The sequence below is a fragment of the Maribacter zhoushanensis genome, from assembly GCF_029350975.1.
GTDB lineage: Bacteria > Bacteroidota > Bacteroidia > Flavobacteriales > Flavobacteriaceae > Maribacter > Maribacter zhoushanensis.
The window spans coordinates 563,692-582,506 of sequence record NZ_JARKMR010000001.1 but is presented as its reverse complement, the minus strand read 5'-3'; the positions used below and the strand labels follow the sequence as shown (position 1 = coordinate 582,506).

General features: G+C 36.1%; 16 protein-coding genes. 14 read left to right on the top strand and 2 right to left on the bottom strand.

All coding sequences use genetic code 11. From position 1 onward, the window contains the following. Window positions 1-26: 26 nt before the first annotated feature. Window positions 27-659: a 50S ribosomal protein L25/general stress protein Ctc gene (locus tag PXD56_RS02490; protein ID WP_276491779.1), complete on the top strand. Its 633-nt coding sequence runs from the start codon at window positions 27-29 to the stop codon at window positions 657-659. Between the two features lie 86 nt (window positions 660-745). Then, a complete protein-coding gene (gene pth, locus PXD56_RS02485; RefSeq protein ID WP_276491778.1) occupies window positions 746-1,375 on the top strand; it encodes an aminoacyl-tRNA hydrolase in 630 nt (209 codons plus the stop codon). Here pth and PXD56_RS02480 read toward each other — a convergent pair. Together PXD56_RS02480 and PXD56_RS02475 are read right to left on the bottom strand one after the other, a co-directional pair. Then, window positions 1,372-2,058, bottom strand: coding sequence for a hypothetical protein (locus tag PXD56_RS02480; protein WP_276491777.1), 687 nt, complete (start codon window positions 2,056-2,058; stop codon window positions 1,372-1,374). The two genes, pth and PXD56_RS02480, sit on opposite strands and share 4 nt — an antisense overlap. Further along, complete coding sequence (locus PXD56_RS02475; RefSeq protein ID WP_276491776.1) at window positions 2,055-5,819, bottom strand: zinc-dependent metalloprotease; 3,765 nt, start codon at window positions 5,817-5,819, stop codon at window positions 2,055-2,057. Before PXD56_RS02475 ends, PXD56_RS02480 begins: the two co-directional genes overlap by 4 nt. Window positions 5,820-5,872: 53 nt before the next feature. On the opposite strand from PXD56_RS02475, the gene PXD56_RS02470 reads away from it, so the two are divergent. From PXD56_RS02470 to PXD56_RS02410, 12 genes are all read left to right on the top strand, one after another. After that, on the top strand, window positions 5,873-6,799 hold the full coding sequence (locus PXD56_RS02470; protein ID WP_276491775.1) for a bifunctional riboflavin kinase/FAD synthetase: 927 nt from the start codon (window positions 5,873-5,875) through the stop codon (window positions 6,797-6,799). Window positions 6,800-6,801: 2 nt separating this feature from the next. After that, window positions 6,802-8,133 carry an HTTM domain-containing protein gene (locus PXD56_RS02465; RefSeq protein ID WP_276491774.1) on the top strand — a complete coding sequence of 444 codons (1,332 nt, stop codon included), beginning with the start codon at window positions 6,802-6,804 and terminating at the stop codon, window positions 8,131-8,133. Window positions 8,134-8,213: 80 nt separating this feature from the next. Next, window positions 8,214-9,485, top strand: coding sequence for a serine--tRNA ligase (serS, locus tag PXD56_RS02460; protein ID WP_276491773.1), 1,272 nt, complete (start codon window positions 8,214-8,216; stop codon window positions 9,483-9,485). Between the two features lie 279 nt (window positions 9,486-9,764). After that, entirely contained in the window at window positions 9,765-11,267 is a 1,503-nt protein-coding gene (locus tag PXD56_RS02455; RefSeq protein WP_276491772.1) for an amidase, read from the top strand. 90 nt (window positions 11,268-11,357) lie between these two features. After that, a complete protein-coding gene (locus PXD56_RS02450) occupies window positions 11,358-12,242 on the top strand; it encodes an endo alpha-1,4 polygalactosaminidase (RefSeq protein ID WP_276491771.1) in 885 nt (294 codons plus the stop codon). A 44-nt stretch (window positions 12,243-12,286) separates the two neighbouring features. Then, window positions 12,287-12,613: a DMT family transporter gene (locus PXD56_RS02445; RefSeq protein WP_276491770.1), complete on the top strand. Its 327-nt coding sequence runs from the start codon at window positions 12,287-12,289 to the stop codon at window positions 12,611-12,613. A 63-nt stretch (window positions 12,614-12,676) separates the two neighbouring features. Further along, complete coding sequence (locus PXD56_RS02440) at window positions 12,677-14,464, top strand: tetratricopeptide repeat protein (RefSeq protein ID WP_276491769.1); 1,788 nt, start codon at window positions 12,677-12,679, stop codon at window positions 14,462-14,464. Window positions 14,465-14,539: 75 nt separating this feature from the next. After that, window positions 14,540-15,172, top strand: coding sequence for a DUF4286 family protein (locus tag PXD56_RS18590; protein WP_338088434.1), 633 nt, complete (start codon window positions 14,540-14,542; stop codon window positions 15,170-15,172). A gap of 20 nt (window positions 15,173-15,192) precedes the next feature. Beyond that, on the top strand, window positions 15,193-16,059 hold the full coding sequence (gene rsmA / locus PXD56_RS02425) for a 16S rRNA (adenine(1518)-N(6)/adenine(1519)-N(6))-dimethyltransferase RsmA (protein WP_276491768.1): 867 nt from the start codon (window positions 15,193-15,195) through the stop codon (window positions 16,057-16,059). Next, on the top strand, window positions 16,046-17,398 hold the full coding sequence (gene mgtE, locus PXD56_RS02420; protein ID WP_276491767.1) for a magnesium transporter: 1,353 nt from the start codon (window positions 16,046-16,048) through the stop codon (window positions 17,396-17,398). The genes rsmA and mgtE overlap by 14 nt, the downstream gene beginning before the upstream one ends. A gap of 95 nt (window positions 17,399-17,493) precedes the next feature. Next, window positions 17,494-17,859, top strand: coding sequence for a cupin domain-containing protein (locus PXD56_RS02415; RefSeq protein ID WP_276491766.1), 366 nt, complete (start codon window positions 17,494-17,496; stop codon window positions 17,857-17,859). Between the two features lie 10 nt (window positions 17,860-17,869). After that, window positions 17,870-18,814 (top strand): 2-hydroxyacid dehydrogenase, encoded by a 945-nt coding sequence (locus PXD56_RS02410; RefSeq protein ID WP_276491765.1) that lies wholly within the window; start codon window positions 17,870-17,872, stop codon window positions 18,812-18,814. Window position 18,815: the final 1 nt, after the last annotated feature.

Below are 18,815 nucleotides of genomic sequence, written 5' to 3'. Positions count from 1 at the left end.
AAGAATATTAATTTTTTATATATATAATGAAAGCAATTACAATTAAAGGATCAGAAAGAGAAAGCGTGGGCAAAAAGGCAACGAAAGCCCTACGTAATGCTGGAAAGGTTCCTTGCGTGGTATACGGAGGGGAAAAACCATTACACTTTTCAGCAGATGAACTAGCGTTCAGAGATTTGGTTTACACTCCAAATGCACACACAGTTGCAATTGAATTGGATGGCGGAACTTCGGTTAAAGCTATTATGCAAGATATTCAATTTCACCCTGTAACAGATGCTATCATCCATATTGATTTTTATCAATTATTCGATGATAAAATGGTTACTATGAATATTCCTGTATCATTAGAAGGAAATTCTCCAGGTGTACGTAATGGTGGACGTTTATTGTTCAGAAAACGTAAACTTGCCATTAAAGCTTTACCAAGCAAATTACCAGATTTCTTTAACGTCGATATTTCTAAGTTGAAAATCGGTCAAAACATTTCTGTAGCATCATTAATGAGTGAAGATTTCACTATTCTACACCCAGAAAGTCAAGTAGTTGTTCAAGTTAAAACTGCGCGTACCGCTGTTGTTACTGACGACGAAGATGAAGATGGAGAAGAAGGAGCTGAAGGTGCAGAAGGTGCATCTGAAGAAGCTGCTCAAGAATAGTCTTAACAGTCTAAATTATACATTAAAGCATCCTGGTACTTGTATCAGGATGCTTTTGTATTTTTACATCTTAAAATAAATTACCAATGTTCCAGTTTTTAAAATCTCTTTTTACTAACCAGAACATAATTACAGAAGAGAAAGATCCCATGAAGAAATTTTTAATTGTCGGTCTTGGCAATATAGGAGAGGAATATGCAGAAACCCGTCACAATATAGGTTTCAAAGTATTGGATGAAGTAGCCAAAGTAAACGACTTTACTTTTGAAACCGCCAAACTTGGTGACATAGGATCATATAAAATTAAAGGCAGGACTATTATTTGCCTTAAACCATCTACTTATATGAATCGTAGCGGTAAAGCCTTAAAGTATTGGATGGATAAAGAAAAAATTCCTCAAAGCAATGTTTTAGTGATAACCGACGATATTAATTTACCTTTTGGAACTATTCGCATAAAAACAAAAGGAAGCAATGGAGGTCATAACGGATTAAAGGACATAGAGCTGTTTCTACAAACTATTCTTTATAATAGGTATAGATTTGGTGTTGGTGCAGATTTTGGCAAAGGCAGACAAGTTGAATACGTATTGGGGCAATGGAACGATGAGGAAAAAACATTGATGCCAGAACGTTTAAAAAAATCTACAGAAATTATTAATTCATTTGCACTTGCCGGAATAGCAAGAACCATGAACCAATTCAATAATTCTTAGAGTACTTTAAAACTATACACCCCAGTATCTGATCTATTACCCTCTTGATCAATTACAATGACTTTCCAATAATAAACAGTATCTGATGTCACTGAAACCTTTACGCTTGTTACAGTTGACGATAGTTCCCTAATTAAATCTATTGGTGGTGTTTCTACGGAAAAATAAACTTCGCAACTAGCAATATCATCATCTAAATCAGATGCGGACCATGATAATTCAACCTCGTTATTAATATCTTTAAACACGTTATCTGAAGACGCAGGAGCAATAATAGTGGCCGGGAACGGGGCAAAAGTAGACCTAGAACCTGCATTGTAAAAATACCATTCTTGACTAGAAACAGTTTCATCTATTTCACTATTTCTAGAACGTACAAACCAAGAAAATTGCTCACCTTTAGCCAAAGGTAATTTAGCTGAACTTGAAGCGGTTACTATGGTCTGAACAGTACCTGTTGCTATATTGGTAACACGCAGTTCATATGTCTCTGTATTATCCGCTAAATTCCACCTAAACTCTACTTGACTGGTTTCTTCACCTAAGCTAACACCCGTAGTACATTCAGAATTCTCTTCCGGAAACACCAAAAAAACAGCTTCTGGCGGGTTTGCAGCACTTTTCTTTTTACAACTGGTCACAGCCATAAACAAACATAAAACAGCTACTAAAAAACGCATCATTCTTTAATTACTTTAGAAGTTCCTTTAATAGTTTTTCCCTCATACTTCAAATAATAGATACCAGCAGAAAGCGAACTTAAATCTAATTGCATTACCCCAGCATTCACCATAACCGTTTTATTAGAAATATATCTACCATCTGAACTAAATACACTTACGATTATTTCTTCTTGTGGAGCACCTAAATACACCTCAACAATATCTTTTACCGGATTGGGATATACCACAGGCTCTACATAGAAACCAATCTGTTCCTCATAAGTACCCTGACATGGTATATCTGTATATACTTTCAATGTATTCAATTCTTTATTCAGATCCAATGCTATTGTTGATTCTTCGGTTTGTATGGCAACCCCATTCAATTCTATGGTGTAAAAAGATGAACCATTTAATTCAAGTGATACCAGAGAGCCATCTACGGCAACGTCAGAAATTACAGTTAACGGTGAAGGTTCTGTAATCTGTACATCAACACAATACTCTTGATAGGCAATTATACCGTCTGTACCAGTGATGCACAAAGTATAGCTACCAGATTCTAAATTGGCTAAATTAAAGGCATTGGAGAAATTCTGTGTTAGACTTAATCCATTACCAGTTACTATTACTTCATAGTCTAGCGCCAACTTTGGCACTATGGACAACGAACCATCATTATTATCACTACACGTCTCGCTTTCTAAGCTTACAATAAAATTCTCTACCGGAAAACGATAAATAGAACAACCTGAAGCATCGACTTCTTGACCAGCAGGTGTACCTAAACACAAATCATCACCATCGTCAAAAACGCCATCATTATCAGCATCTGGCCTAAACTCTCCCTCTACACATGCCTCAAGAACAAAGGAATTTAAACTACCACCATCAGAAGGGGCATTGTCTTTCACTTCCAATGTCCACTCACCAAGAATAGATTCCCCATTAAATGAACTTAAACTACCCAAAGGTTTAACTGAACCGCTAATACCCGGACTTACAGAACATGTAAATGCCGGACTATCATCATCAAAAATAGCATTGATATCTCTTGAATCTCCACAAGAGTTTGAAACCAATGTTACCGTAGTTCCTGCGGGCGATGTTAGACTAATAACCAAATCAGACAAAAAGGTATGTTCAATATCTAATTGCACATTAATATCTGCAACAGGTAAATCTTCAAAAAATACGATTTTAGAAGTAATCACCGGCGTACCGCTACTTGATATGGCAATTGGCATGCCCGTAGCACTCTTTGTAGTACAATTAAACTGCACTGTAGAAAAGATGAAAGGAGCACTAAATACACCTTCGCCACAATCATTTTTTGGTTTAACCCTCCAAAAATAAGTACTATTATTATCTATTAGCGTAGGCGAAAAAGAACTACCACTTACAGTACTTGACTCTATAACATTGATAAAATTAACATCATCTGCAATTTCAACATCGTACTGCGTATTGCCTATTGATGTTTCCCATTCCAATAATACATCGGTAGATGCATTTTCAAAATTATCTACAGGAGAAACTAAAACTACTTCTTCAAAGTTGTCGTCATATATTCTTAGCTGTAATGTAATTTCTTTTGTCACCGTAGCAGCGGTCGCCAAAACCCTAATTGGATAAATACCGGCATCTACAGTCGAAATTCCCTCAAAGTCAACAGTAACTAAAGTATTATTGGCATCTGCAACTACGGGTGTAAATGTTGCCGTAATTCCTATTGGCAAATCAAGTACACTAAAGGTACTTTCTTCATCGAAGCCTAAATCAGTTTCATAAGTAAAATCTACACTTAAATCGTCTGGTTTACAAATATCAAAGACCACCTCTTCAAAATCAAGCACGATCTCTGACGGAGTAATAGCAAAATCAACATCATTGATTGCAAAGAAAATATTGTCATCTGCCTTAATCATAATACGCCCCGTACCTGTAGCAATATTTGGTATAATTATAGTCTGGCTACCATCGTTCAAAGTATTCTCAACTAGCGCAATAGAAAAAGTAAGACCACCGTCTGTGGATAAGAATATTGAAACGGTTTCAGCATTTACCGGCGAAATATCAGTATTGGCTACATCCCAAGTAATAGTTTGTATTGATCCTGCTTCAAAAGATTCTTCTGTAGTTTGTGAACTAATTAAAAAAGGACCAGCTTCATTACTTACGGATACCGTCATCTCGTCAGAATCTGACTGTCCGCCATTTAAGGCATTATCTCTCACAGTCAATGAAAAATTTAAATCACGACCTACATTAGAAAGCGTTTCCCAAGCGGATCCAGAAGTAGGAACTGTTTGTGTTAATTCACCACTTAAAATTCTATCTAAATTTGGAAAATATCTTTCTGGAGTCAGCTTAGGTGGCAATGATCTAAAATTAGCTCCGGCAGGATTATCCGGACCAAAGGTAGCCTGAGTAACTATTCCGTTATCAATTTGCTCCCAAGTATAGCTCAATATGTTTGTAGCATCGGCATCTGTAGCCTCTCCAGTAAGAACAAACGGAGTTCCTTTTGGTATAACATAATCTGTTAAAGGAGTAATGACAGGAGGGTTATTGGTAAGCACCTCTGTCTCTCCACACGAAATGGTTTCAAGGTAATCTCGTATCTGCACTATGCTTACATAATGAAAATAATCATCACTATTAGATGCGACATTGTTATTCCCCGTAATACCTGCGTAACCCATAATGGTGGTACCACTAGCAGGTTCTACCTGAACAGTAGTACCTTCTGAAATATGAGAAAATGAATGATTTGCTCCGAACTGGTGCCCCATTTCATGGGCAACCAAATCAATATCAAAAGCATCGCCAACGGGAGAAGACAATGTTGTGTAACCACTACCCTTTCTGCTATCTGTACACACGGCACCAATAAAACCTGAATTACCGTCTAATGTATTATCCTGCTGATTAAAAAGATGCCCTATATCATAATTAGCCTCCCCAATTACGGTGGTCAACGTATTTTGCACTTGACTACTTAAACTACCTGTATAAGGATCTGTTTCTGGGTCAGTATAAATTACAAGATCAGTATTAGCTATCAACTCTAAGGTTATTGCCAAATCTCGTTCAAAGACTGCATTTATTCTCGTCAGCGTAGCATTTATTGCCGCAAGAGCATCTGCCTTTGTACCACCATGAAATTCTGTATACTCACCTGAAGCTGAAATAGCAACCCTAAACTTTCGCAATGTTTGATCGTCTACCAATTTAGCGGTAAGATTTTGCGAATATTCTTTGATTTCGGGCACAGTTTTACATACAAAGTCAACATCTTGTTCATCTTGATCTGTTCTGCGATACAAAACGTATGTATCATCAGCAGATTTTTGCATAAACAACGCCCCATTTTCACCAGAAGTCATCATGGTACTTTGAATACCGTTATTAGAAACACTAAACCTAATTTGTTTAGTAGCATCATGCAAGGCAATGCCCTTATATGATTTTATAGATGGATATTTTAGCGCAAGCCCTTCAGAAAAAAGATGGGCATCTTCCACTAAAAACGGAATTAACTTACCGGTTTCATCAGGGAAATAAATAATATTAGAGGTTTCCCTATTTGTAAGTGCCTCTAAAAACTGTTGCTGATTAAGTGTAAAAGCCGTTCCTTTATTTACACGTAACTGTTGCTTAGTGAATTGTTTAGCCGTATTGTTTAATTCCGTATTTTTCCAATATGCAGTTTGAGCCAAACCGGAAAAGGAAAGAAATACTATGGTAATTGTAAAAACTAGGCGTAATTTTGCAATCATTAAGAGGCTTTTAACTCAAAATCAAATATAAGTCTTTTTATTTTCTATCATAGGTGATTACAGTCCGCAACATTTCTAAATACAAAGAAGAACACCCTACGGTCATTACCATAGGCACCTTTGACGGGGTGCATATAGGTCACTTGAAAATACTTAATAAAATCATAAACCATGCCAAGAATACCGAATTAAAATCTTCGGTACTTACATTTTTTCCGCATCCAAGAATGGTGTTGCAAAAAGACACCAATATAAAATTATTGAATACGATAGAAGAAAAGATAGGTATCTTAGAGAAACTTGGTCTTGACATACTTATTATTCACCCGTTTACCAAAGAATTCTCTAGACTTACGGCAACCGAATTTGTTCGAGATATGCTTGTAAACACTTTGAAGATCAAAAAAGTCATTATTGGCTATGACCATAGATTTGGCCGCAATAGAAATGCCAATATATCAGACCTGATCACTTTTGGCGGCACTTATGATTTTACGGTCGATGAAATTCCTGCTCAAGAAATTGACGATGTATCCGTAAGTTCAACAAAAATTAGAAAAGCGCTAGAAGACGGTGATATTGAAACAGCAAATAGCTACCTTGGCTACGAATATATGCTAACAGGAACCATCGTTAAAGGCAAAGGCATTGGCAAACAGTTGGGCTACCCAACGGCAAATCTTTCCATAGCGGAGGATTATAAGCTAATACCTAAAAACGGGGCTTACATTGTAAATAGCTTCCTGAACGGCAAAGTTGTTCATGGAATGATGAATATAGGGTACAACCCAACCGTAAATGGCACGGACAAGTCTATAGAGATTAATTTTTTCGATTTTGATGCAGATCTGTACGACTTAAAAATTCAAGTTAATATTTTGGTTCGTTTACGAGATGAACATAAATTTGAATCTATTGACGCCCTTAAAACCCAGTTGGCAAGGGACAAAGAAAAATCGCTACAATTCATTAATCGGTAATTATGCTCAACAGGTTATTATATCAACGTATAGATAATAGCCCATTAATTATCTTCCGTATATTTTTTGGTATTCTTATTTCCCTAGAATGCTTTGGAGCTATTGCTACAGGTTGGGTAAACCGAAATTTAATTTCACCCAAATACACGTTCCCTTTCATTGATTTTGAGTTTTTACGGCCATTGCCCGGCAACGGCATGTATTTTTATTTTGTATTAATGGGATTACTTGGACTTTGCATTGCCGTCGGCTTCAAATACCGAATTAGCATTATATCGTTCACCGTACTATGGACCGCAACGTACTTGATGCAAAAAACGGCGTACAACAATCATTATTACTTACTCATATTGATATCATTGTTAATGTGTTTTTTTCCAGCGGAAAGAAGTCGGTCGTATGATGTCAAAATAAATCCAAAGCTAGAAAGTAACGCTATGTATGCTTATATAAAATGGATAGTTGTTTTACAATTATTCATCGTTTATGTATATGCATCTGTCGCAAAAATTTATGGAGATTGGTTAGATTTTAGCACCATAGCCGTTTTAATGCATTCAAAGAAAAATTACTGGCTAGTGGGCAATATTCTACAAGAACCATGGATTCATAGTATCATTGGCTCTGTTGGTATTTTGTTTGATTTTCTCATTGTACCAGCCCTACTTTGGAAACCAACTAGGAGAGCCGCGTTTTTTCTTTCACTGTTCTTTCACCTATTCAACTCAATCATATTCCAAATTGGCATTTTCCCCTATTTATCAATTGCATTCAGTGTTTTCTTTTTTGAACCAGAAACTATTCGTAAAATATTTTTCAAAAACAAACCAGCATTTGCAGCAACATACACCACATTACCAAACCATAAAAACACATTGCTGCTAGTAGCTACCATCTATTTTATAATACAACTACTACTACCCGTAAGGCACCATGCAATTAACGATAATGTTCTTTGGACGGAAGAAGGCCATAGAATGAGCTGGCGAATGATGCTACGCAGCAGACAAGGTAAAGGCAGATTTAAAGTAGTTGACAAGGACACTAAAGAGGTATTCATTATAAAGCCTAAAGACTATGTATCTAGAGGTCAAGAACGTAAAATATTTGCCTATCCAGATTTTGCTTGGCAGTTTGCCCAATACTTAAAAAAGGAGTTTAAACAGGATAACAGAAACGTTTCTGTGTACTTAGAAAATTCAAAAATCAGCATTAACCGCAAACCGTATGTCCCCTTTATAGATGCTAAAACAGATTTAGCAGCCGAGACTTGGTACAGAACAAAACATCATGACTGGATTCTACCGTCAAACCTTGAAAACTCTAAAAATTAGTACAATACGTTTTTAGTACTTGAAAGTGCCCTTTATAAATGCAGGATTAATGTAAATTTGCAGTCAAATATAATTTTACAATGTTACAAATACAGACCATAAGAGATAATCAAGAAGATATTATCCTTGCCCTTGGAAAAAGAAACATTGACGCACAGCCCTTAATTGAAAAAGTGCTTCAATTAGATGAAAATAGACGTGCTGCCCAAACAAGTTTGGACAATGTATTGGCAGAATCGAATAAAATTTCCAAAGAAATTGGCGTATTGTACAAAACCGGAAAAGCTCAAGAAGCCAATTCGTTAAAAGAAAAAACGGTAAAATTAAAGGAAGAATCCAAACAATTAGGTGAAGATTTAAACAAAGCGGAAGATGAATTACAAACGCTACTTTACCAATTACCCAATGCTCCTCATTCTTCTGTAAAAAAGGGCTCTACAGAAGAAGACAATGAAGAAATATTCAATGAAGGCGAAGTACCTAAATTAGTAGAAGGTGCCTTACCACATTGGGAGCTTGCAAAAAAATATGATATCATAGATTTTGAGTTAGGTGTTAAAATAGCCGGTGCAGGTTTCCCAGTTTACAAAGGAAAAGGCGCTCGTTTACAACGTGCCTTAATCGCCTATTTCTTAGATAAAAATACAGAAGCAGGTTATACTGAAATTCAGGTACCTCACTTAGTAAACGAACTATCTGGTTATGGCACAGGTCAGTTGCCAGATAAAGAAGGACAAATGTACCACGTAACCGCAGATGACCTTTACTTGATACCAACGGCAGAGGTTCCTGTAACCAACATATTTAGAGATGTTATTGTCAACGAAAATGATTTCCCTATTACATATACAGGCTATACTCCTTGCTTTAGAAGAGAAGCAGGTAGTTATGGAGCACATGTACGCGGATTAAATCGTTTACACCAATTCGACAAAGTTGAGATTGTACGTGTAGAACACCCTTCAAAATCTTACGATGCATTAGACGGAATGGTCGAGCATGTAAAAAATATTCTTAGAGAATTAAAATTACCATACCGTATTCTAAGACTCTGTGGTGGTGATTTAGGCTTTACGGCTGCGCTTACTTTTGATTTTGAAGTGTTTTCAACTGCACAAGATAGATGGTTAGAAATTAGCTCTGTCTCAAACTTTGAAACATACCAAGCCAATAGATTAAAGCTGCGCTTTAAAGATGAAAATGGCAAAAACCAACTAGCACATACATTGAACGGTAGTTCTTTGGCATTACCGCGTGTTTTAGCTGGGATTCTAGAAAATTACCAAACTGCGGACGGAATTAAAATTCCTGAGGTATTAGTACCTTATTGTGGTTTTGATATGATCGATTAAGCCTTAAATGAGCTGTTTTCTTATTGCCGAGTGATATTGGCAAAAAAAGAATATTAAACAAAACGCCGTGCAACCAATATTGCACGGCGTTTTGTTTTAAAAAACATACCTAATAATCGTAATATGATAAAATTACCTTTTCATCTGAAACTCTTCAAATTAAGCCCATCAATATTCATTATTTTAGTAGCACGTTCATTTTCAGACATGAACTGAAATAATCCTAAAACACTCGTTATTATGAATTTCAAATTCAATTGCTTTCTGTTAATTGTAAGCATGACTTTTATTAATTGCTCAGAAAAAAAAGTTACTGAAAATAAAGAATTTGATGTTACAGAACTTACCATTTCTGATATTCATAAAGCTTATCAAAACAATACTTTAAATAGTGAACAATTAGTTGAGGCATATTTAAATCGTATTGAAAAATTAGATACTACGTTAAATGCCATTACCACTATAAATAAAAATGCTATTGAAATAGCAAAAGCACTAGATGACGAATATGAGAAAACCGGTATTCTTCGTCCTTTACATGGCATACCGTTAATTGTAAAAGACAATATCAACACCAAGGGACTGCCAACCACGGCAGGCTCTTTGGCTTTACAAAACTACATACCAGAAGAAGATGCCTTTATTATTGAAAAACTGGTCAATGCAGGTGCTATAATTATTGCAAAATCTAACATGGCAGAATGGGCGTTTAGTCCAATGCATAGTGAAAGTTCCACTGCCGGAACTTCTAGAAATCCGTATAACACAGATTACGTACCGGCAGGGTCCAGTGGTGGTACAGGCGCGTCAATAGCGGCTAATTTTGGCACCATAGGTCTAGGTACAGATACCGGAAATTCAATTAGAGGACCATCATCTCATAATGCTTTGGTGGGTTTTAGAACTACCTTAGGTTTGGTAAGTCGCAGTGCCATTGTTCCGCTTTATTTACGAAACGATGTAGTAGGCCCCATGTGTCGTTCGGTTGAAGATGCAACAAAAGTTCTAGAAGTAATTACAGGTATAGACCCAAAAGACCCACTTACCAAATATTCAGAAGGAAAAACACCTTCAAACTACACTCAGTTTCTAAAAAAGAATGCTTTAACAGGTTGTAGAATAGGAGTGTTAAGAGAATTAAGTGATTATAATGCTGACCCAGAAATTAATGCATTATTCAATGGCGCACTTAAACAACTAGATTCTTTAGGGGCAACGGTTATAGACACCGTAATAGTACCAGATTTTAAAAATTTAAGAAGCAACCAATGGTGTGCTACTTTTAGAGAAGATGTAGAAACTTTTTTAAAGGATTATGTAAAAAATGATTCATTAACTACTATTGAAGATATCATTAAAGCAGGTAGTACGTCAGATTTTGCAAGAGAACGACTCATTAGAAATGCAGCACATTCCGGAAGATGGGAAGATTCAGATATTCCATGTTTAGATGCCTACACTGATATACGAAGAATTGCTTTTAGAGAAGCTATTGAAGACGTGATGGATTCTTTAAAGCTAGATGCTATTGTTTATCCTACTTGGAACAATCCTCCTGCAAGAATAAACCATTTTCAAGAAGAATATAAGGGAGACAATAGTCAAATCATTAGTCCGCACACAGGTCAACCTGCATTTACCGTTCCCATGGGTTTTTCAAGTAAAAATTTACCGGCAGGACTTCAGTTTCTAGGTAGAATGTATGATGAACCTGTACTCATAGGGTTAACCTATTCTTACGAGCAAGGTACCAAACAACGAAAAGCACCTGTGTTAAAATAAGAAGTAAATAGATATAGACCAATTGTAATTCTAGTGCGTATATAAATAACCAATTAGGTATTACTTTAAACATCACTATAACTTACCCTAATGAAAAATTGCGTTCTACTGTTATTACTTTCCATTTGTTTAGCCTGTACAAACCAAGATGATACGAGCAACACCGAAGAAACACCTGAGGAAACCATTGATGAAACAGCAAACCCAGCAGAAGACGCAGTAACCGATGAAAATTTCTACGCCATACCCATCTACAATCATGCATATATTGAAAATTATGAGGTAGACCAAGTAGATTATATAGTATTGAATACAAATAATGCATATGTACTGGTAGATCCGTTTGAAGATGATGTCATAGAATCAATTGCAGAAATAAAAGCTAACAGAAATCAATTGGCAGCCTATATAAGTATTGGCACTGGCGAAGATTGGAGAGATGATTTCAACCAACTTCAGCCATACTTAACTACAGAGCAGTGGGCTGAGTGGCCTGGTGAGTATTTTGTGAATACAACTACAACCGGAATAATCGATGTCATGAAAGCTCGTATAGATAGAATAGCCGAGTTGGGTTATGACTGGGTAGAGTTTGATAATATGGACTGGGCTTTATATGATGAAACACGAGAAACATACGGCATACAAGTAACAAAAGAACAAGGCATTGCATATTTTCAAGAACTCTGTAATTATGTACATGAAAAAGGTATGAAATGCATGGCGAAGAACTTCGTTGAAAATGCCGAAGATTTTGATGGTGTTACCTACGAATCATATAACGATGATAAAAATTGGTGGGATGCCTCAGGTGCACAAGGTTTCTTGGATGATGAAAAACTAGTTGTTATTATTCACTACAACGAAAGCAATTGCGACCAAGTATATACGGACTACCAAGCTATTTACAATGAAAATCTTTCATATATCTGTGAGGATACTAATCTAAAAAAATACCTTCATTACAATGAATAGGTAAAAGAGATCGTCGACCTTTAGTTCGATTAAAAAACTTCTTAATGAATTGGATACTATTAATAATAGCCGGTCTGTTTGAGGTAGCATTTGCCTTTTGTTTAGGTAAAGCAAAAGAAGCTACTGGCAACGAAATGTACCTTTGGTATGTTGGTTTTTTAGCTGCACTAGCCATCAGTATGATATTATTGGTAAAAGCAACACAAACCTTGCCCATTGGAACAGCTTATGCCGTTTGGACAGGTATTGGAGCGGTAGGTACCGTACTTGTAGGTATATTTGTATTTAAAGAACCGGCAACGTTTTTACGCATTCTTTTTATCTCCACATTAATAGGTTCTATTATTGGTTTAAAAGTGGTATCGCACTAGTATCTACTGTTTATGTTGTCAAAGCATTAACAACATCTTACAGCATTCTATGTATCTTTGAATATGCGGTTCATCATTTTTATTTTTGCATATGTTACGTTATCTACATTCGCCTTTGCCCAAGATGATTTTTTGGCAAAGCAATATTTTGCCGATGGTGATTTTGAAAAAGCTGTAGTTTTCTATGAAAAATTAGTTAAAAAAAATCCTAGAAGAACTGAGTATGTCCAAGACTTGGTTGCCTGTTACCAGCAATTACAGCGCTATAAAGTTGCAGAAGAATTTTTGAACGAACGGTTAAAAGATCGCAATCCATATCCTACGCTATTAATTGATCTGGGCTATAATTATACGCTTCAGGAGAATGAGAAAATGGCACAGACCTATTATGATAAGGCACTGGACGTCATCTCAAAAAACCCCAATTACGGATATGCTTTAGGGCTACAATTTCAAAAATATAACCTTTTAGACCTAGCCATAAAAGCATTTAAAAATTCGATGGAATTGAATCCCGCACTAAACTTCAATTTCCAGTTGGCAAGAATTTACGGTGAGCAAGGCAATGTTGAAGCCATGTACAATTCATACTTAAACCTTGTTATTGATGGCAAAACATCTAAATCTAACATTCTAAGAAGTATAGACGATTTCATTTCTGAAGATGCCGAGAATAAAAATAACATCCTTTTCAAAAAAGTCCTCTTAGAGCGAGCTCAGAAAAATCCTGATATTCTTTTAAACGAACTTTTAAGTTGGCTTTTTATTCAACAGAAACAGTACAGCAGCGCATTTAGACAGGAAAAAGCCATTTATAAGCGCATGAACGGCAGTTCAACCACAAGATTAGAAAATTTAGGAAAAGATGCATTAGATAACGAAGAATATGAGGCAGCCAAAGATATCTTTAGTTATATCATTGAAAACACCAGTAACAAAATAACCATACTAGATGCTGAGCTAAACCTTATTGATATTGATTTAATAAATGCTACAAAAGGACAGTTAGATGCTATTCAAAAAAAGTACGATGCACTTGTAGATGTTTATGGGTATAAATCGCAATCACTTCAATTACAAGTAGCCTACGCAAATTTTCTAACGTTTAAAAAGAATGATCCAGCACCTGCAGAGAAATTATTAAAAAACAGTCTAGAACTACCTTTAAGCGATAGAGGTACCGCATTTTTAAAATTGGCACTGGGAGATATTTTGGTGTATGACAAAAAGTTTAATCAAGCACTCATCTATTTCTCACAGATACAATCGAAATTAAAAAACGATGTATTAGGGCAAGATGCCCGTTTTAAGGTGGCGCAAACAAGTTTTTACAAAGGAGATTTTGACTGGGCTTTAACACAATTAAAAGTATTACGAAGCTCTACTTCTCAATTAATTGCAAACGATGCCATGCACCTAAGCTTGCTGATATCAGATAATTCCTTAGAAGATTCTACACAAACCGCGTTGAAAAAATTTGCAAGGGCAGACTTTCTAGCCTATCAAAACAAAACCGATGAAGCCATTACTGCGTTAAACGAGATTTTAGAAAACCATAAGGGAGAAAAAATTGAAGACGAGGCGCTTTTAAAACAAGCACAGCTATATGAAAGGCAAAAGAAATACGAAGATGCTCAATTAAACTATCAAAAGATCATCACGTTTTATGGTAATGGTATTCTTGCCGATGATGCGTATTATGCACTGGGAGAACTTTACCGAAAAGAATTCGACGATCCTACTAAAGCAAAAGAGCAGTACGAGAAAATTATCTACAATTATCAAGACAGTTACTACTTTCCTGAAGCAAGAAAAAACTTTAGAATTTTAAGGGGAGACGCCATAAATTAAAATCGCACGTTATCAAATTCGTTATAAGACCTAGTTGAACTAACTTTGCAATTCAAATAGAACTAGAAATAACGCATGTATATTTATAACGTTACCACCAACATAGAAGAATCTGCCCATGATGCTTGGTTGCAATGGATGAAAGAAAGCCATATACCGCAAGTACTTTCAACAGGTAAATTCTTAAGCGCAAAATTCACCAAAGTTTTGGTTGAAGAAGATATGGGAGGCTTCACATACTCTGTTCAATATACCGTACCGGACAAAGCCACATTAGAAAGATATTACAAAGAAGATGCCCCGGCATTAATAGAAAGTATTCAAAAGAAATTTGCAGGTCAGTTGGTTTCTTTTAAAACAGAATTAGAAGTGGTAGATGAGTTTTTTGTACAAAGAGCTGCGGCTACCCACTTTTTATTCACCTACGGTACTTTACAGGAAAGAGATGTACAACTTGGCGTTTTCGCCAGACCTTTAAATGGTTTTGAAGACGAATTACCTTTGTATACCATATCTGATGACAAAGTAGCAGACCTCTACCCTACATTACAACATACCGGGTCAAAAGAAGATGCTATTAAAGGTCAAGTATATACCCTTACGCATCAAGAGTTACAAAAAGCTGATCAGTATGAGGGGGAAGCTTATGAAAGAATTCAGATCAAATTGGTATCCGGAAAAAATGCTTGGGCCTATATTGCAAAATAAGGTGCCGTTAAAAAAGATGTATGGGAACAAAAAGAAAGAAGAACAAAGGTGATAAATATGCGCATAAAAAGCATCATGAAAAAGGTCCTGTAAAAGCAAAAAAACATTTAGGTCAACATTTTCTAAAAGATGAAGACATAGCAAGACAAATTGCCGAAACCTTATTTCAAAAAGAATATAAGAACGTCCTAGAAATTGGTCCGGGTACGGGAGTTTTAACCAAATACCTTTTGCTAAATAATAGTAATTTGGTGGCTATGGACCTAGATACAGAGTCTATAACCTACCTAAACGAAACCTTTCCACTAGAACACCCAAAAGCATTTGAGGGAGAAGGCTCTTTTAAAGTTATTGAAGCTGATTTTCTAAACTTTGATATTTCTACTTTGTTTGGTGATGAGCAATTTGGCATTACTGGCAACTTTCCATACAATATATCTACACAGATTGTTTTCAAAATGTTGGAGCTTAGAAATCAAATTCCTGAATTCTCGGGTATGTTTCAAAAAGAAGTGGCGCAACGTATTTGCTCATCAGAAGGTAGCAAGGCATACGGCATACTTTCGGTTCTAGTACAAGCATTCTATGACGCGGAGTATCTCTTTACGGTAGAACCAGATGTTTTTGACCCTCCACCAAAAGTACAATCGGGCGTTTTAAGATTAACACGTAAAGCCAACTTTGAGCTTTCTTGTGATGAACAATTGTTGTACAGAGTAGTTAAGACAGCTTTTAACCAAAGAAGAAAGACATTACGTAACAGTTTAAAAACATTTTCATTATCAGATAATCTCAGAGAAGACACTATATTTGACCTTAGACCAGAACAGTTGGCGGTTGACGATTTTATAGCATTGACGAACAAAATAGCAGATGACACCCTTTAAGCTTACAGAAGAACTTGTAGTAGAGATAGAACAGCTCATTGAACAAAGCAATGATACTGAACTGAACTCTATGTTGAGTACTGTACACTATGCCGATGTTGCTGAGATTATCAATGAATTGGATAAGGATAAAGCTACCTATCTAATTAAGCTATTGGACAGTGACAAAACCTCAGATGTTCTTACCGAGTTAGATGAAGATGTTCGTGAAGCCATATTAAGCAGCCTATCTACAAAAGAAATTGCTGGCGAATTAGAGGAACTAGATACCGATGATGCCGCAGATATCATTGGCGAGTTACCTAAGGACCAGATACAAGACGTTATCTCTAAAATTGAAGACAGAGAACACGCAAAAGATATTGTTGACCTATTAAGATATGCTGATGATTCCGCTGGTGGTCTTATGGCAAAAGAGCTTGTAAAAGTTAACGAAAACTGGAATGTGCTTACTTGCGTTAAGGAAATGCGTACTCAGGCAGAAAATGTTACGCGTGTACATTCTATTTACGTGGTAGATGATCAAGACAAATTAAAAGGAAGATTATCATTAAAAGATTTGTTGACTACCTCTACCAAAACCCACATAAAAGACGTTTTCATTAAAAATGTTGATTCTGTCAATGTTAATGAAGATCCAGAAGAAGTAGCAAGAATCATGAGTAAGTATGATTTAGAAGCTATACCTGTCGTAGATGAAATTGGCAGACTGGTTGGTCGTATTACTATTGATGATATTGTAGATGTCATCAAAGAAGAAGCAGAACGAGATTACCAAATGGCAGCTGGTATATCACAAGATGTAGAAGCTGATGATAGTATTTGGGATCTTACAAAAGCGCGCTTACCATGGTTAATTTTAGGTCTTTTTGGTGGTGCGGGCGCCGCTTTGATTATGGGCGGTTTTGAAGAGATGTTTCGTGAATATACCGTACTCTTTTTATTTACCCCATTAATAGCCGCAATGGCCGGTAACGTTGGTGTACAGTCTAGCGCCATAATTGTACAGGGGTTGGCCAATGATGATATTAGAGGAAGTATAAGTAGCAGATTAATTAAAGAAATGCTTTTGGCATTATTGAACGGATTCATTCTTTCATGCCTATTATTGATTTTTACATGGATTTGGAAAGGAGATTTTCTTACCTCTTTAGCAATTTCCATTTCATTGATCGCAGTTATCGTAGTTGCCGGTTTCATTGGCACCTTTGTTCCGCTATTTTTGGACAAAAGAGGTATTGATCCGGCCATTGCAACAGGACCTTTCATTACTACCAGTAATGACATTTTTGGAATTTTAATTTACTTCTCTATTGCCAAGTTAATCTTAGGTATATAATAAACTGCCCCTCTTCTTTTAGAATACTGTGGCTTTCCGTATATTACTATATTAATTTTCTTTTCTTCAAAGTTCAGGATAGTATAAACACACCCATGAAAAGCATCAATCTTAAAGAAAAATACGAAGCTGTAGATGGTTATTGGCATCCACACCAAATAGGTGTTGTAGATAATATGCAGGTATTACTAGCTAAGATAAAAGGTGAATTTGTTTGGCATTCCCATGACAATGAAGATGAACTTTTTCAAGTAGTAAAAGGCACCTTGTACATGCAGTTTAGAGATCGAACAGAAAAGGTTCAGCAAGGCGAAATTATCATTGTCCCCAAAGGTGTTGAGCATTGCCCAATGACCAAGAACGATGAAGAAGTACAGATAATGCTTTTTGAAAAATTAAGCACTTCCCACACCGGAAACATTAAAAACGAAAAAACAAAAACAGAGTACCCCAAAATATAATTAAACATAAATGAAAGTATTACACGTAGATATAAACCACCCATTAATCATTGAACAATTTTCTGAACTAGGTTTTCAGAACGATGAAGATTATAACTCTACCAAAGAACAGATAGAAGCCAAAATTGGCGACTATGACGGTCTTATAATTCGCAGTAGGTTCAGTATAGATGAGCAGTTTCTAAACAAGGCAAAGAATTTGAAGTTTATAGGGCGCTTAGGTGCCGGACTGGAAAATATAGATACAAAACATGCCAAATCTCTTGGTATTTTTCTTGCTGCCGCTCCAGAAGGTAATCGTAATGCCGTTGGTGAACATGCTTTAGGTATGTTACTGTCGTTATTTAATAAATTGAACAGCGCAGACAAAGAAGTTAGAAATGGCAAATGGGACCGTGAAGGTAACCGCGGTATTGAACTAGAGGGCAAGGTGGTAGGTATTATAGGCTATGGAAACATGGGCAAAGCCTTTGCTAAAAAATTACAGGGTTTTGATGTAGAAGAGGTTATTTGTTATGATATTCAAGGTGGTGTAGAAGATGAAAATGCACGCCAAGTAGGTATTATGGAATTTCAAAATAGAGCTGATGTTATAAGTCTACATGTACCACAAACAGAATTGACCATAGGTATGGTAGATGCTGAATTTTTAGAAAAATTCAATAATCCTATTTGGATCATCAATACTGCTAGAGGTAAATGTATAGTTACCACAGATTTGGTCAACGCCTTAAAATCGGACAAGGTACTTGGTGCCGGTTTAGATGTATTGGAATATGAAAAGGCTTCTTTTGAAAACATGTTTACCGATGACAATTTACCCGAAGCATTTCAATATCTAATTGACTCAGATCAAGTAATTCTATCACCACACGTAGCAGGTTGGACGGTAGAAAGTAAAATAAAACTAGCCCAAACAGTAGTAGATAAAGTAAAAGCCAAATTTTTAGAGTGAT